We start from the raw sequence: 15,134 nt of genomic DNA on the forward strand, positions 1-15,134 counted from the left end.
CGGCCCCAGCGCCCCCTCCGGGCCCCCTCGCCGGCGTCAGAGCTTGACGAGCGGTGCGTAGCGCAGGACGAGGCGCTTGGTCCCGCCGGAGCCGAAGTCGACCGTCGCCTGGGCCTTGTCCCCCACGCCGTTGACCTCGACGACCGTGCCCAGCCCGAAGGCGTCGTGGCTGACCCGGTCCCCGACGTCGACCGAGATGACCGGCCGGTTGCCCGCCCCGCCGCGCAGCCCGCCGGTGGACAGCCCGGTGGCGGCCACCCGCTGCTGCGCCGAGCGGTAGCCGGTGCTCGGCGCCGGGGTCGGCTCCTTGCCCGCCCACTGCACGGTGTCCGGCGGCAGCTCGTCGAGGAAACGGGACGGCGGGTTGTAGGCCGGCTGCCCCCAGCTGGTGCGCACCGTGGCGCGGGAGATGAACAGCCGCTGCTGGGCCCGCGTGATGCCGACGTAGGCCAGCCGGCGCTCCTCCTCCAGCTCGCGCGGGTCCCCGAGGGCGCGCAGGTGCGGGAAGACGCCGTCCTCCATGCCGGTCAGGAAGACGACCGGGAACTCCAGGCCCTTGGCCGTGTGCAGGGTCATCAGCGTGACGACGCCGGCCTCGTCACCGGCGACGGGAATCTGGTCGGCATCGGCGACCAGCGACACCTGCTCGAGGAAGTCGGTGACCGAGCCGCCCGGGGTGGCCGCCTCGAACTCCGCGGCCACCGAGATGAGTTCGTTGAGGTTGTCGACGCGGCCCTCGTCCTGCGGGTCGGTGCTGGCCTCCAGCTCGGCGAGGTAGCCGGTGCGGTCGAGGATGCTCTCCAGCAGCGCGGCCGGGCCGGAGCCGGTCTCGGCCAGCTGCTCGAACTCCTCCAGCAGCGCGACGAACTCCTGGATCGCCTTGAGCGACCGCGGCGCCAGCGTAGTGACCTCCGAGCACCGGCGCAGCGCCGACCCGAAGGCGATCCGCTCGCGGTCGGCGAAGGACTCGACGCAGGACTCGGCCTTCTCGCCGATCCCCCGCTTGGGCACGTTGATGACCCGGCGCAGGCTCACGACGTCGGCCGGGTTGGCCACCAGCTTGAGGTAGGCCAGCGCGTCGCGGACCTCCTTGCGCTCGTAGAAGCGCACCCCGCCGACGACCTTGTAGGGCATGCCGACGCGGATGAACACCTCCTCGAAGACGCGGGAGGCGTTGTTGGTCCGGTAGAAGACCGCGATGTCCCTGGGCCTCGCCTTGCCCTCGTCGACCAGCGCGTCGATCTGCTCGGCGACCCAGGCGGCCTCGTCGTGCTCGTTCTCGGCGACGTAGCCCTCGATCAGCTCGCCGTCGCCGGCGTCGGTCCACAGGTTCTTGGGACGGCGGCCGGTGTTCTTCGCGATGACCTGGTTGGCCGCCCTGAGGATGCGCTGCGTGGACCGGTAGTTCTGCTCCAGCAGGATCGTCGTCGCGTCGGGGTAGTCGCGCTCGAACTCGTCGATGTTGCGGATGGTGGCGCCGCGGAAGGCGTAGATCGACTGGTCGGCGTCCCCCACCACGCACAGCTCGGCCGGCGGCACCGGGCCCGCTCCGTCGTCACCCCGCCCACCCACGAGCTCGCGCACCAGCACGTACTGGGCGTGGTTGGTGTCCTGGTACTCGTCGACCAGGACGTGCCGGAAGCGGCGGCGGTAGTGCTCGGCGACGTCGGGGAACGCCTGCAGCAGGTGCACCGTCGTCATGATCAGGTCGTCGAAGTCCAGCGCGTGCGCCTGGCGCAGCCGCTGCTGGTAGAGCGTGTAGGCCTCGGCGAGCACCTTCTCCGGCGCCGTCCCCGGGACGTAGCTCTCCTCATCGATGAGCTCGTTCTTCAGGTTCGACACCTGGGCGGCCAGGCTGCGGCCGGGATAGCGCTTGGCGTCGAGGTCCAGGTCGCGGGCGACCATCGTCATCAGCCGGACGGAGTCACCCTGGTCGTAGATCGTGAACGACGACTTCAGGCCCAGCTTGGCGGCCTCGGCGCGCAGGATGCGCACGCACATCGAGTGGAACGTCGACACCCACATCGCCCGGGCGCGGGGGCCGACGAGCGCGGCGACGCGCTCCTTCATCTCCCCGGCGGCCTTGTTGGTGAAGGTGATCGCCAGGACCTCGCCGGGCTGCACGCCGCGGGCGCCGAGCAGGTAGGCGATCCGGTGGGTGAGCACCCGCGTCTTGCCCGAGCCGGCGCCGGCGACGATGAGCAGCGGACCGCCCTCGTGGACGACGGCCTGCCGCTGGGGGCCGTTGAGGCCGGCGAGCATGCGGTCCAGCTCCCGTCCCACCGAGCCGGACGCGGAACGCTGGAGGGACGCGGTGCCGGGGAGGGCCTGCTGGACGCTCATCCCGGGGCCCCCACGGAGACGTGGAGCGCCAGCGGAGCGTTTGCGTGGGGTGGGTTCATGACCACACCACTGTAGTTCGATCGGGTGACTCGGCCCGCCGCCGCGGATCGTCGTCCCCAGGGGTCGCGCTGGCCACCGCTGTCGGCCCTGTGGCACACTCGGCGACGTGCTGCTCGCCACCGTCAGCTTTTACTACGGCCACCGGGATCCGGTGTCCGTCACCGCTGGCTGAGCAACCGCCGCAACAGACGCCCCGGGCCCGAGGAGCCCGGGGCGTTTCTCGTTCTCGGGGTCCGACGGCCACCGCCCCGCCCCGGAGGACCCGATGACCGCCACGCTCCCCACCAACACGACCGCCGATGAGCGCATCGCCGAGCTGCGCGGCCGGATCGACGACTGCGACGCCGAGATCATCGCGCTGGTGCAGCGCCGGCTGGCCGTGTCCCAGGAGATCGGTGAGCTGCGCCGCGCCGCCGGCGGCACCCGGCTCTCGCTGGCCCGCGAGCAGCAGGTGCTCGCCCGCTTCCAGGCCGCGCTGGGCCGCGACGGCGCCGCGCTGGGCATGATGCTGCTGCGCCAGGGCCGCGGCCGCCTCTGAAGGAGGTAGCAGGACACCCCGTCCCCCTCACCCGTTCGCCGGCTCGCGGCGAGCCTCTGGACGGGGCCCGGAGGAGGCCCGGAGGAGGGCCGTTGTCGTCGGTCACGCACGACGCTGGTCGGCCGGCGGGAAGTCGGCGTGGCGGTGGACCAGCCACCAGTCGTCCTCGATCCGTCGGTAGACGTGCGTGACCCGGATGGTCATCGGCCGGGGCTCCCCGCCGTCGACGCGGACGACGCCGTGCTCCGAGCCGACCGTGTAGGCGAGGTCGCCGCCGACGTCGACCACCTCGTAACGCGGCACGAGCTCACCGTCGCTGAACCGGCTGCCGACCCACTCGAGGGTCCGGGTGACGGCGTGGTGCCCCTTCTCGATCGGACCCCAGGCGCCGAACAACGTCACGTCGACGGAGTCGGCCCAGCAGGCCGCGTACGGGCCGGGGTTCCCGACCGCCATCGCCGCCAGCCCGTCGGCGACGCGATCCAGGGCACGAGCCAGTGCGGCGTCCATGACCGCCTCCTCCCCCGGCGGACGTCGCACGGTCCGCCGTGCAGCAGCCAGGGTCCTCGCGTCCTGCGTCCGGACGGAACCCGCGGCGGCACGTCACGTCCTGCGCCGCCGTCCCGTCTCCATGAGCACCACATCCCACGGAGAGGACGACGACCATGGCCCGCATCCCGCTCGACCCGCCGCGCACCCGCCTGTACCGACTCGCCGAGTGGTACGCGCGCCGGACCTACGGCGTGGTGCCCGACCCGCTCGCGGCGATGGCCCACCACCCGCGGGTCCTGCTCACCGACGTCCGGTTCGAGACGTCGCTCGCCCGGTGGAACCGCCTCGACCGCACGCTGAAGTCCCTCGCCGTCATGGCCTCGGCCGTCGCGATCGGCTGCTCGTGGTGCGTCGACTTCGGCCACTGGATCAGCACCCAGGAGGGCGTGGACCCCGCGAAGCTCCGCGCCGTGCCGCGCTGGCGGGAGAGCGACGTCTTCACCGACCTCGAGCGGCGGGTGATGGCCTACGCCGAGGCGGTGACGGCGACCCCGCCCGCCGTGACCGACGAGCTGGTGGCCGACCTGCGGCGCGATCTGGACGACGCGCAACTCGTCGAGCTCACCATGATGGTGGCCGTGGAGAACGTCCGGTCGCGGTTCAACAGCGCGCTTGGCCTGACCAGCCAGGGCTTCCGGGACCGCTGCGAGCTCCCGGCCTCGGCATGACCACCGCGGATCCGGGCACCGGCCCGCTGGCGGCCTTCGACCGGAACCGACGGCTGCTGTTCACGGTCGCCTACCAGATGCTGGGCAGCGTCACCGACGCCGAGGACGTCGTGCAGGACGCGTGGCTCCGGTGGTCGGCGACCGACCGGGGCGACGTCGCCGACCCGCGGGCCTACCTCGTCCGGATCACGTCCCGGCTGGCCCTCGACCGGCTGGACTCGGCCCGCAGCCGCCGGGAGAGCTACGTCGGGCCGTGGCTGCCGGAGCCCCTGCTCACCGGTTCCGCCCCGGTCGCGGGCGGCGCCCCTCCACCCGCCCCGGACGACGCGGCGGTGCTCGGGGAGCAGGTCTCGCTCGCTCTCCTGGTGGTCCTCGAGACGCTGTCCCCGACCGAGCGGGCCGTCTTCGTCCTGCGGGAGGTGTTCGGGCTGCCGGCGGCGGAGGTGGCCGCGATCCTGGGCCGCAGCGAGGCCGCGGTCCGGCAGACGGCGCACCGCGCCCGTGAGCACGTGCGGGCCCGGCAGCCGCGCTTCGACGCCGACCGGTCAGCCCAGCGGGTGGTCACCGAGCGGTTCCTCGCCGCCTGCGCCGGCGGCGACGTGGAGGCCCTCCTCGCCGCGCTGGCGCCGGACGTGGTCCTGGTGACCGACGGCGGGGGCAGGGCGAAGGCGGCGCTGCGGCCCATCGTGGGCGTGGACAAGGTGGCGCGCTTCCTGCTGGCGACCGCCGCCGAGGGGCTGTCCATCCCGGACCTGCACATCGAGATCGCCGACGTCAACGGCGCCCCCGGCGTCGTCGCGTGGGTCCGTGGCGCGCCCTTCATGACGATGTCGCTGGTGGTGGCCGACGGGCTCGTCGTGCAGGTGCTGGTCGTGCGCAACCCGGAGAAGCTCAGCGGTCTGCCGACGGTGGCGACGGAGTCGACCTAGGCTCGCGCGGGTGACCTCACCGCAGTCTCGCAGGCCCGCCGAGTTCGTGGAGCGCGCGCTGTGCGTGCTCGCCCACCCCGACGACATCGACTTCGGCAGCGCCGGCACCGTGGCGACCTGGACGGCGGCCGGCACCGAGGTCACCTACCTGATCGTCACCGACGGGGACGCCGGCGGGTTCGACGACACCCCCCGCGACCAGATGGGGCCGCTGCGGCGGGCCGAGCAGGAGGCGGCTGCCAAGGCGGTCGGCGTCACCGACGTGCGCTTCCTCGGCTACCCCGACGGCCGGCTCGAGCTGACCCTGGACCTGCGCCGCGACATCAGCCGGGTGATCCGACAGGTGCGCCCGCAGCGGGTGCTGACCAGCTCCCCCGAGCGGATGTGGGACCGGATCGGGGCCAGCCACCCCGACCACATGACCGTCGGCGAGTCCACGCTGCGCGCCGTCTACCCCGACGCGCGCAACCCCTTCGCCTTCCCCGAGCTCCTGGCCGAGGAGGGCCTCGAGGCCTGGACCGTGTCAGAGGTCTGGCTGACCGCCAGCCCGCGCGCCGACCACGTCGTCGACGTCACCGACGTCGTCGAGCTGAAGTTCGCCGCGCTCAACAGCCACCTCACCCAGGTCAGCCACCTCGACGACCTCGAGGGGTTCGTCACCGACTGGATGCGCCAGACCGGCCGACGCCTGGGCCTGCCCCCGGGCCGGCTCGGCGAGGCGTTCCAGGTCGTGCACACGGCCTGAGACCGGACGAAACGGCGACGCAACACCTGGCACCCAGCCGATCACCAGCCGTAACACGGGCCGCGTACAACTCACCCGACTGCCGACTCCGAGCACCGGGAGAGCACGTGACCCGCACCCCGCACCCGCCCACCGACCGGCCGGACCCGGCTCCCCGGCGAGATCCTGCAGCCGGGCAAGGGCCCCATCGACGGGCAGCACTACCTGCCCTCGGTGCCCGACCAGGTCTACTGGGGCTACCTCCCGCGCGTCGGTGACCCCGCGGTGCTGCGGGTCCGTTCCGGCAGCACGGTCACCGTCGACACGGTGAGCCACGAGGGGATCCTGGAGGACCAGGGCCGCGATCCGGTGGCGTGGTTCGGCAGCAAGGGCGTGGCCCGCAGGCAGGTGCTCGACGACGCGGTGGCCGTGGCCCGCGAGTACGACCGGCACCCGCGCGACTTCGACGCCGACGGCCCGCACGTGGTGACCGGGCCGGTGTGGGTCGAGGGCGCCGAGCCCGGCGACGTCCTCAAGATCGAGCCGCTGACCGCGCTGCCCCGGGTGCCCTACGGCGTCATCTCCAGCCGGCACGGCAAGGGCGCGCTGTCCTCGGGCTTCCTGACGCCCCGGGGGGAGCTCACCGCCCAGGAGGTCATGCCGCCGGTCGCGACCGACGGCCGCCCCACCCGGCCCGACGGGTCACGGGGCGGCGGGGACCCCAGGGAGTACGGCAACGTCTCGACCTTCACCCCGCTCGGCAGCGGCCGCGGCGGGACGCCGGTGGCCACGCTCCCCGTCGGCCGCAGCGGGCGGGTGTCCTGGCCGGTCTCGCCCTTCGCCGGCCTCATGGCGGTCGCCACGGTCGGCGACGCGGGAACGCTGAACGACCCGCTCGTCAACTCGATCCCACCCACCCTGGGCGGCGGCAACATCGACGTGAACCTGCTGACCGTCGGTTCGGCGTTCTACGTGCCCGTCGTCGCGCCGGGAGCGCTCTTCTCGGTGGGCGACCCGCACATGTCCATGGGCAGCGGCGAGGTGGCGCTGACCGCGCTGGAGGGCTCGCTGCGGCTGACCTTCCGGCTCACGGTGGTCGAGAAGGGGTCGAAGAAGGCGCCGTCGGTCGCCTACCGGTACCCCTTCGGCGAGACGCCGGACGCCTGGGTGCCCATCGGCCTGTCGGACCCCGACGGTTCCCGTGGGGGGCAGGGGATCGACCTCGACGTGGCCGCCCGGCGGGCGACGCTCAACGCGCTGGACTTCCTGCAGACCGACCTCGGCATGGACCGCGCCACGGCGTACGCCTACCTGTCGGCCGCCGTGGACTTCTCCGTCTCCCAGGTGGTCGACCGGACGGTGGGCGCCCACGCGGTCATCCCGAAGAGCCACTTCGGCTGAGCCGACCCGACGAGCGGGGACCGGAGGCCTCCGCGAGGAGGGGCGGGACGGGCTCCTGCCCGCGTGGGGGACGGCACCCGGCCGCGGTGCGGTCCGGAGGACCGCGAGGTCACAGCAGCCGGTTCGTGGCGGCCCAGCGGGTCAGCTCGTTGCGGTTGGACAGCTGGAGCTTGCGCAGCACGTTCGACGCGTGGGACTCCACCGTCTTCACCGAGATGAACAACCGGGAGCCGATCTCCCGGTAGGTGTAGCCGCGGGCCAGCAGCTGCATGACCTCGCGCTCACGGGCGCTGAGCAGGTCCAGGCCGGGGTCGGTGGCCGGGTCCTCGGGCTGCGGGGCGGACGGCGTCGTCGCGGCGAACGCGTCGAGGACGAACCCGGCCAGCCGCGGGCTGAAGACGACGTCCCCGTCGGCGACGCGGGCGACGGCGTCCCGCAGGTCCGGCCCGGAGATGCTCTTGGTGACGTACCCGCGGGCGCCGGCGCGGATGACGGCGATGACGTCCTCGGCGGCGTCGGACACCGACAGCGCCAGCCAGCGCACCGCCGGCAGTTCGGCCCGCAGCGTCTCGAGGACCGCCCGCCCGCCGCCGCCGGGCAGGTGGACGTCGAGGAGGACGACGTCGGGCGCGGTGGCCCGGATCCCGTCGACCGCGCCGGCGACGTCGGCGGCCTCCCCGACGACGTCCACCGCGCCGCCGAGCTCCGCACGGACGCCGGAGCGCACCATCGCGTGGTCGTCGACCAGGAAGACGGTCGGGCGACCGGACTCGCCGGGGGAGATCCGGGTGCTCACGCCGCCACCTCCTGGCGGGGCAGGCACAGCTCCACCTCGGTCCCCTCCCCCGGCGCCGAGCGCACCGTCGCGGTCCCGCCCAGGCGGGTCAGCCGGCCGGTCACCGAGTCGCGCAGCCCGCGCCGGTCGCCGGGCACCGCGGCCGGGTCGAACCCCGCACCGCGGTCCCGGACGAAGACCGCGACCCGCTGCGGACTCACCTCGGTGTAGAGGTCGGCGGCGGCCGCCCCGGAGTGCTTGGCGGCGTTGACCAGCGCCTCGCGGGTGGCCGCGCCGAGGGCGCTGAGGGCGTCGTCCAGCGGCGCGTCGCCGACGACGACCGACTCGACGGTCAGCGCGTGGTCGGCCTCCACCTCGGCGACCATCCCGGACACCAGGGCCGCCCAGGTCCCGCCGCCCGCGGCCACCGCCGGCTCGTAGAGCCACGTGCGCAGCTCCCGCTCCTGGCTGCGGGCCAGCCGGGAGACCGCGGTGGCGTCGTCGGCGTGCCGCTGGATCAGGGCGAGGGTCTGCAGCACCGAGTCGTGCAGGTGGGCGGCGACGGCGGCCCGCTCCTCGGAACGGACGCGGGCGGTGCGCTCGGCCTCGCGGGAGGCCAGCAGCCGGCGCCACAGCGGCGCGGTGGCCAGCGCCACGCCCATCAGGATGACCAGGGTCGAGGCGAAGCCGTTGCGCGCATCGTCCAGCTGGCCGGTGGAGGCCAGCAGCAGCACCACGCCGGCGACACCGAGGAGCACACCCCCGGCGAGCAGCCACGGGAGGCCGGGTCGGCTGAGCGTGCGGTCGGTGTCCAGCTGCCGCCAGATGACGGTCAGCCCCACCACGACCAGCAGGAGCGGCAGGACGAGGTTGCCGCCACCCCAGCTGCCGAGCTGGGTGACCAGGATCAGCGCGCCGAGGCCGAGCAGCCCGAGGCCGAGGGTCTGCCGGCCGCTGGGCTCCTGGGTGGCCTCGTCCACGACCGGGGCGGCGTCGGCGTCGGCGACCGGCATGAAGAACCACAGCAGCGCGTAGGCCACGACGCCGATGCCGGCCGCCGCGAGCACGACGAACGCCACGCGGACGACGAGCGGGTCGGCCCGCAGGTGCACCGCCGTCCCCGCGGCGACGCCGGCCAGCAGGCGGCCCGAGCGCGGGCGCACGAGCGGCGGCCGCGCGGGCACGGGCAGGGTCGTCGTCACGGTGCTGATCGTCGCACCGCCGCAGCCCGCCCCGACACCAGGAACCACCCGGGTTGGTGGACCCGGGTCGGATGGGGGCGTTCCCTGATGGACCGCGCCCCCGGCGGCGAGCAGGGTCTGTGCCATGACATCCGCACCGCCTCCCGCTCCGCCGTCGCCGGACCTGCCGGCGGCCGCGTACACCCCGCCGCCCGGACCCCCGGTGCGGCCGCCGCTGCGGCGCAGCCGCAGCGACAAAGTCATCGGCGGCGTCGCCGGCGGCCTGGCCGACTACAGCGGCATCGACGCGCTGCTGTGGCGGGTCGGCCTCGTGGCGCTGGCCCTCGCCGGCCCCGGCGTTCCGGTCTACCTGCTGCTGTGGCTGCTCATGCCGGCCGGACCGCCCGGGGACTCCCCCGCCACCACCCGCGCCCCGCGGGTCGCCGGCCCCCGGTCGCCGGTGCCGGGGCTGACGCTGGCCGGGCTGCTCATCGTCGTCGGCTCGCTGGTCCTGCTCAGCCGGCTCACCGACTGGGACGTCGGCCCGCGCATCGTGCTGGGCACCGCGCTGCTCGTCGTCGGGCTCGGCCTGGTGGCCGCCGCCTTCTCCGGCGGGCGGACGGCGAAGGGCGGGCTGCTCGCCCTCGGCGTGCTGCTGTCGATCGCGCTGACCGTGGTGGCGGCCGAGCCGTGGCGGGCCGTCGAGGGCGGCGTCGGGGACACCACCTTCCGGCCGCTGACGGTCGACGACGTCCGGCCGGAGTACAGCCTCGGGATCGGTGACTCGACGCTGGACCTCAGCGACCTCGACCTCGCCGGCCTGGAGGGCCCGGTGACCACGGCGGTGCACGCCGGCGTCGGGGACGTCGACGTGCTGGTCCCCCGCTCGGCCGACGTCCGGGTGCGGGTCAACAGCGGCCTCGGCGAGGTGGACGTGCTGGGGCAGGGGAACGCCGACGGCCTCATCCGGGGCACCGGCGCCGCCTGGAGCGGGGACGACGATCCCGAGATCGAACTGACCATCGACGCCGGTGTCGGTGACGTGGAGGTGCGCCGTGCCTGACTACAGCGAGTTCCCGACGACCCCGACCGCCTGGCAGGAACAGCAGCTGAGGGACTGGCAGATCGTGACCCCGCTGGCGACCGAGGACCCGCCCCGCCCCGAGCGCCGCGGCGTCGACCTCACCGCCCTGGTCCCGGGACTTTTCTTCGTCGTCCTGGCGATCGTGCTGATGGCCGGCGCGGTGCTGCCGATCGGACTGGTGACCGAGGGCGGCCTGCTGTGGCTGGTGCTGATCGGCGGCGGCGTCGCACTGCTGGTCAGCGAACTCCGGAGGGCGCGCCGCAGGCGCTGACCTCCCGCACCGGAGGGCCCGGGGAGCGACCGCTCCCCGGGCCCTCCGCCGTATCACGGCGCACCGAGGAAGGCCAGGGCGCGTTGCCACAGCAGGTCCGCGGAGCGCTGGTCGTACTCCACCGGCAGGCTCGGGTCGGTGAACAGGTGACCGGCTCCCGGGTAGTCGAAGACCTCGACCTCGCCCCCACCGTCCCCGGCCTCGGCGAGCAGTTCGTCGACCCACTCCTGGCGCCGGAACGGGTCGTCGAGGGTGTGGTGGAGCTGGGCCGCCAGGCCGGTGGGCCAGGACTCCCCGATCAGGGCCAGGGGCAGGGCGCCCGAGAAGAGCAGGAGCCCGGCACAGCGTCGCTGCGTGGCGACGTACTCGGCCATCCCCGCGCCGTTGGAGAAGCCCGCGGCGACGAAGCCGTCGGGCAGGTCCCGGACCCCCTCCAGTGCGAGCGCCATCAGCGCGGGGATGCCGACGGCCTCGACGTGCGCGCCGGCCTCCGCGTAGTCGTCGAAGACCCGCCCGCCGTACTGGTCGACGACGTGGACGTCGTGACCGGCGGACCGGAACCGGTCGGCGGTCAGGGTCACGCCGGGACGGACGCCGAGGGCGGAGTGGAACAGCGCGATGGTGGCCATGCGGGGATCCTCGGCGACACCTGGTGACACCGTCCTGTCACCGACTCCTGCCAGGATCCCGGCATGAACCGCACCGACCGGCTGCACGCGCTCACCGAGGAGCTGCGCCGGGCAGGACCGCGGGGCCGGACGGGGCGGCGGCTGGCCGGGTGGCTCGAGGTCTCCACCCGCACGGTCAAGCGGGACGTGGCCGCCCTGCAGCAGTCCGGCGTCCCGATCCGGGCGACCGCCGGGCCGGGCGGCGGCTACGTGCTCGACGCGGCCGCGACCCTCCCGCCGGTCAACCTCACGGCCGCCCAGGCGGTCGCGGTCGCCGTCGCACTGGCCCGGGCGGCCGACGCCCCGTTCGCCCCCGACGGCCGCGCGGCCCTGGAGAAGGTGCTCGACGTCCTGCCTCCGACGGCGCGTGCGGAGGCCGAGCGGCTGGGCGGGCGGGTGTGGGTGCGCACGGCGGCCGGCGTCCGGCCGGGCGCGGCCTCAGCGGTCGAGGAGGCGCTGGTGCGGCGCCGGGTCGTGGTGCTCAGCTACCGCGACCGGGACGGTCGGACGTCCCGCCGCCGCGTCGAGCCGCACCTGCTCGCCTCGACCGGGGGCCGCTGGTTCCTCGTCGCGTGGTGCCGGGAGCGGCAGGCGCCCCGGTGGTTCCGCTGGGACCGCATCGAGGACGCCGACCTGACCACCGAGCCGGTCCCCGACCGCGACCCGGGGGTCTTCGGCACGCCGCCGGGCGACGCCCGCAGCCTCCGGGCAGGGGATCACAGCGCGCGGTAGTAGCGCACCAGCGGCAGGCCGGTGAACCCGTGCCGCTCGTACAGGGCGCGGGCCGGCGCGTGACCGGGGTCGCCACCCGTGCCGATGACGACCAGCGGCACGCCGCGCGCCCCGACCTCGGTAACCGCACGCTCGAGCAGCCGGCCGGCGATGCCCAACCGCTGGTGCGCCGGGGCGACGGCGATCATCTCGACCTCGCCGACCGGGGTGGCGTCCTCCACCGTCCACCGGACGGCGACGAAGCCGACCGGGGCGCCGTCGACGTCGGCGACCCAGGCGTCCACGTCCCCGGACCGGCACACCTCGGCCACCGCACGCGCCTGCGCCGTCCGCCAGTCCGGATGGACCAGCCCGTAGGCCCGCGGGCCCATGACCGCCGCGAAGCTGGCGAACACCGGCGCCCACGCGTCGAGGGAGAACGCGACGACGGCGTCGACGTCCGCGTCGGTGAGCGGCCGGATCGTGACGTCCACGCCGAGGATCAGACCACGAGCCTCAGCGGCGGGTCATTCCCATTCGATGGTGCCCGGCGGCTTGCTCGTCACGTCGAGCACCACCCGGTTGACCTCTTCCACCTCGTTGGTGATCCGCGTGGAGATGCGGGCCAGCACGTCGTAGGGCAGCCGGGTCCAGTCCGCGGTCATCGCGTCCTCGCTGGACACCGGCCGCAGCACGACGGGGTGGCCGTAGGTGCGCCCGTCGCCCTGGACGCCGACCGAGCGGACGTCGGCCAGCAGCACGACCGGGCACTGCCAGATCTCGCGGTCCAGGCCCGCGCCGGTGAGCTCGGCGCGGGCGATCGCGTCGGCCCGGCGCAGCACGTCGAGCCGCTCCTGGGTGACCTCGCCGATGATCCGGATGCCCAGCCCGGGCCCCGGGAAGGGCTGCCGCCACACCAGCGACTCGGGCAGGCCCAGCTGCAGGCCGACCTCGCGCACCTCGTCCTTGAACAGCGTGCGCAGCGGCTCGACGAGGGTGAACGTGAGGTCCTCCGGCAGCCCGCCGACGTTGTGGTGGCTCTTGATGTTCGCCGTCCCGGTGCCGCCGCCGGACTCGACGACGTCCGGGTAGAGCGTGCCCTGCACCAGGAAGTCGACGGTCTCGCCGTGCGCCTGGGCGTCGGCGACGACGTCCAGCGCGGCCTGCTCGAACACCCGGATGAACTCCCGGCCGATGATCTTGCGCTTCTGCTCCGGGTCGCTCACCCCGGCCAGCGCGCCGAGGAACTGCGCGCGGGCGTCGACCACCCGCAGGTCGGCGCCGGTGACGGCGACGAAGTCCCGCTCGATCTGCTCGGTCTCGCCCTCCCGCATCAGCCCGTGGTCCACGTAGACGCAGGTCAGCCGGTCGCCGACGGCCCGCTGCACGAGCGCGGCCGCCACCGCGGAGTCGACCCCGCCGGACAGCGCGCACAGCGCCCGCCGGTCGCCGACCTGGGCGCGGATCCGCTCGACCTGCTCCTCGACGACGTTGGCCATCGTCCAGGTCGGCTCCAGGCCGGCGATGTCGAACAGGAAGTGCTCGAGCACCGTCTGCCCGTGCGCGGTGTGCCGCACCTCGGGGTGGAACTGCACGCCGGCCAGCTTGCGGTCGACGTCCTCGAACGCGGCGACCGGCGCACCCGTGGACGTGGCGGTGACGGTGAACCCGGGCGGGGCGGCGCTGACGGCGTCCCCGTGGCTCATCCACACCGACTGCTCGACCGGCAGGGTGCCGAACAGCCTGCCCTGCGTGGTCACCGTCAGCGGGGTCCCGCCGTACTCCCGGTCCCCGGTGCGCGCCACCGTGCCGCCGAGCGAGGCGGCCATCGCCTGGAACCCGTAGCAGATGCCGAACGCCGGGACGCCGGCCTCGAACAGCGTCGCGTCCACCTGCGGCGCGTCCTCGGCGTAGACGCTGGAGGGGCCGCCCGAGAGGACGATCGCCGCGGGCTTGCGGGCGACGATCTCCTCGGCCGGGACCGCGGAGGAGACGATCTCGGAGTAGACGCCGGCCTCGCGGATCCGCCGCGCGATGAGCTGGGCGTACTGCGCGCCGAAGTCGACGACGAGGACGGTCGGGAACTCCATCAGGAAGCCGAGCCCCCGATCACCAGGTCGACCCGCTGGAACTCCTTGAGGTCGCGGTAGCCGGTCTTGGCCATCGTCCGGCGCAGCGCCCCGAACAGGTTGGTGCGGCCGTCGGCGGCCCGCGCCTCGCCCAGGAGGACGTCGTGCAGCGAGCCGGCCGGGGGAACCGGGGCCGACGTGCCGCCGCGGGGCAGCCGGGGGTGGGCGGCCACGGAGTCCCACCAGACACCGCCGCCCGGGGCCTCGGCCGCCGCGCGCAGCGGCTCCCCGACCTGGACGGCGTCGGCACCGCAGGCGAGCGCCCGGGCGATCGCGCCGCTGGTCTCGATCCGGCCGTTGGCGATGACGTGCACGTAGCGGCCTCCGGTTTCGTCGAGGTAGTCGCGGCGGGCGGCCGCGGCGTCGGCGATGGCGCTGGCCAGCGGCACCCGGATGCCCATGACCGCGTCAGTGGTCGAGAAGCTGTCGGCGCCCACGCCGACGATCACGCCGGCCGCGCCGGTGCGCATGAGGTGCAGCGCGGTCTGGTAGTTCGCCGCCCCGCCCACGATCACCGGGACGTCGAGGTCGGCGATGAACTCCTTGAGGTTGAGCGCGTCGCCCTGGGCGGTGACGTGCTCGGCCGACACGATCGTGCCCTGGATGACCAGCAGGTCCACGCCGGCGGCGAGCACGGCCGGCGCCAGCTGCAGCGTGTGCTGCGGCGAGACGCGGACGGCGGTGGTCACCCCGGCGTCGCGCATCTCCTTGATCCGCGCGGTGATCAGGTCCGGCTTCACCGGCGCGGCGTAGACCTCCTGCAGCAGGGCGACCGGCGGCGGGCCATCGCCGGCCGCGTCCCGTAGCCGCTGGTACGCCGGCTCCGGGTCGTCGTAGCGGGTCCACAGCCCCTCGGCGTTGAGCACCCCCAGGCCACCGGCCTGCCCGACGGCGATGGCCGTGGCCGGGCTGACGACGGCGTCCGACGGGCTGGTCACCAGCGGGATGTCGAACCGGAAGGCGTCGATCTGCCAGGCGGTCGAGACGTCGTCCATGTCCCGGGTGCGCCGGGACGGCACGATCGAGACCTCGTCGAGGTCGTACCCCCGGCGGGCGAAGCGGTTGAGGCCGATCTCCACGGTGTCGCGCACGCTCACGGC

At 74.5% G+C, this 15,134-nt stretch carries 16 protein-coding genes; 8 read left to right on the forward strand and 8 right to left on the reverse strand.

Annotated features, from left to right (window positions below; translation table 11 throughout):
- Window positions 1-36 precede the first annotated feature (36 nt).
- Window positions 37-2,343 carry a DNA helicase PcrA gene (gene pcrA / locus ACWIX3_RS00750; protein ID WP_448610199.1) on the reverse strand — a complete coding sequence of 769 codons (2,307 nt, stop codon included), beginning with the start codon at window positions 2,341-2,343 and terminating at the stop codon, window positions 37-39.
- Between the two features lie 325 nt (window positions 2,344-2,668).
- On the opposite strand from pcrA, the gene ACWIX3_RS00755 reads away from it, so the two are divergent.
- Window positions 2,669-2,941, forward strand: a complete 273-nt coding sequence (locus ACWIX3_RS00755) for a chorismate mutase (RefSeq protein WP_448610200.1) — start codon at window positions 2,669-2,671, stop codon at window positions 2,939-2,941.
- A 102-nt stretch (window positions 2,942-3,043) separates the two neighbouring features.
- Here ACWIX3_RS00755 and ACWIX3_RS00760 read toward each other — a convergent pair whose 3' ends face one another.
- Window positions 3,044-3,451, reverse strand: coding sequence for a YybH family protein (locus ACWIX3_RS00760; protein ID WP_448610201.1), 408 nt, complete (start codon window positions 3,449-3,451; stop codon window positions 3,044-3,046).
- A 155-nt stretch (window positions 3,452-3,606) separates the two neighbouring features.
- Here ACWIX3_RS00760 and ACWIX3_RS00765 point away from each other — a divergent pair, with 155 nt between their 5' ends.
- The 4 genes from ACWIX3_RS00765 (at window position 3,607) to ACWIX3_RS00780 (ending at window position 7,215) form a co-directional block, all read left to right on the forward strand.
- A complete protein-coding gene (locus tag ACWIX3_RS00765) occupies window positions 3,607-4,161 on the forward strand; it encodes a carboxymuconolactone decarboxylase family protein (RefSeq protein WP_448610202.1) in 555 nt (184 codons plus the stop codon).
- Window positions 4,158-5,090, forward strand: coding sequence for an RNA polymerase sigma factor SigJ (sigJ, locus tag ACWIX3_RS00770; protein WP_448610203.1), 933 nt, complete (start codon window positions 4,158-4,160; stop codon window positions 5,088-5,090). Before ACWIX3_RS00765 ends, sigJ begins: the two co-directional genes overlap by 4 nt.
- Window positions 5,091-5,100: 10 nt before the next feature.
- Window positions 5,101-5,835, forward strand: a complete 735-nt coding sequence (locus ACWIX3_RS00775) for a PIG-L deacetylase family protein (protein WP_448610204.1) — start codon at window positions 5,101-5,103, stop codon at window positions 5,833-5,835.
- Between the two features lie 213 nt (window positions 5,836-6,048).
- Window positions 6,049-7,215, forward strand: coding sequence for an acetamidase/formamidase family protein (locus ACWIX3_RS00780; RefSeq protein WP_448610205.1), 1,167 nt, complete (start codon window positions 6,049-6,051; stop codon window positions 7,213-7,215).
- 109 nt (window positions 7,216-7,324) lie between these two features.
- Here ACWIX3_RS00780 and ACWIX3_RS00785 read toward each other — a convergent pair whose 3' ends face one another.
- Window positions 7,325-8,011, reverse strand: coding sequence for a response regulator (locus tag ACWIX3_RS00785; protein WP_448610206.1), 687 nt, complete (start codon window positions 8,009-8,011; stop codon window positions 7,325-7,327).
- Entirely contained in the window at window positions 8,008-9,192 is a 1,185-nt protein-coding gene (locus tag ACWIX3_RS00790; RefSeq protein WP_448610207.1) for an ATP-binding protein, read from the reverse strand. The genes ACWIX3_RS00785 and ACWIX3_RS00790 overlap by 4 nt, the downstream gene beginning before the upstream one ends.
- A 124-nt stretch (window positions 9,193-9,316) precedes the next feature.
- Here ACWIX3_RS00790 and ACWIX3_RS00795 point away from each other — a divergent pair, with 124 nt between their 5' ends.
- Complete coding sequence (locus tag ACWIX3_RS00795; protein WP_448610208.1) at window positions 9,317-10,234, forward strand: PspC domain-containing protein; 918 nt, start codon at window positions 9,317-9,319, stop codon at window positions 10,232-10,234.
- Window positions 10,227-10,526 carry a hypothetical protein gene (locus tag ACWIX3_RS00800; protein WP_448610209.1) on the forward strand — a complete coding sequence of 100 codons (300 nt, stop codon included), beginning with the start codon at window positions 10,227-10,229 and terminating at the stop codon, window positions 10,524-10,526. The genes ACWIX3_RS00795 and ACWIX3_RS00800 overlap by 8 nt, the downstream gene beginning before the upstream one ends.
- Window positions 10,527-10,579: 53 nt before the next feature.
- Here the strand turns inward: ACWIX3_RS00800 and ACWIX3_RS00805 are convergent, their stop codons facing one another.
- Window positions 10,580-11,155 (reverse strand): dienelactone hydrolase family protein, encoded by a 576-nt coding sequence (locus ACWIX3_RS00805; protein WP_448610210.1) that lies wholly within the window; start codon window positions 11,153-11,155, stop codon window positions 10,580-10,582.
- A gap of 63 nt (window positions 11,156-11,218) precedes the next feature.
- On the opposite strand from ACWIX3_RS00805, the gene ACWIX3_RS00810 reads away from it, so the two are divergent.
- Window positions 11,219-11,926 carry a helix-turn-helix transcriptional regulator gene (locus ACWIX3_RS00810; RefSeq protein ID WP_448610211.1) on the forward strand — a complete coding sequence of 236 codons (708 nt, stop codon included), beginning with the start codon at window positions 11,219-11,221 and terminating at the stop codon, window positions 11,924-11,926.
- Here ACWIX3_RS00810 and ACWIX3_RS00815 read toward each other — a convergent pair.
- From ACWIX3_RS00815 to ACWIX3_RS00825, 3 genes are read right to left on the reverse strand one after another with little or no spacing between them, the layout of a single operon-like run.
- A complete protein-coding gene (locus tag ACWIX3_RS00815; protein WP_448610212.1) occupies window positions 11,911-12,399 on the reverse strand; it encodes a GNAT family N-acetyltransferase in 489 nt (162 codons plus the stop codon). The genes ACWIX3_RS00810 and ACWIX3_RS00815 overlap by 16 nt on opposite strands.
- Before the next feature lie 33 nt (window positions 12,400-12,432).
- On the reverse strand, window positions 12,433-13,995 hold the full coding sequence (gene guaA, locus ACWIX3_RS00820) for a glutamine-hydrolyzing GMP synthase (RefSeq protein WP_448610213.1): 1,563 nt from the start codon (window positions 13,993-13,995) through the stop codon (window positions 12,433-12,435).
- Entirely contained in the window at window positions 13,995-15,131 is a 1,137-nt protein-coding gene (locus ACWIX3_RS00825; RefSeq protein ID WP_448610214.1) for a GuaB3 family IMP dehydrogenase-related protein, read from the reverse strand. Before ACWIX3_RS00825 ends, guaA begins: the two co-directional genes overlap by 1 nt.
- Window positions 15,132-15,134: the final 3 nt, after the last annotated feature.

The organism is Geodermatophilus sp. URMC 60, assembly GCF_053502585.1.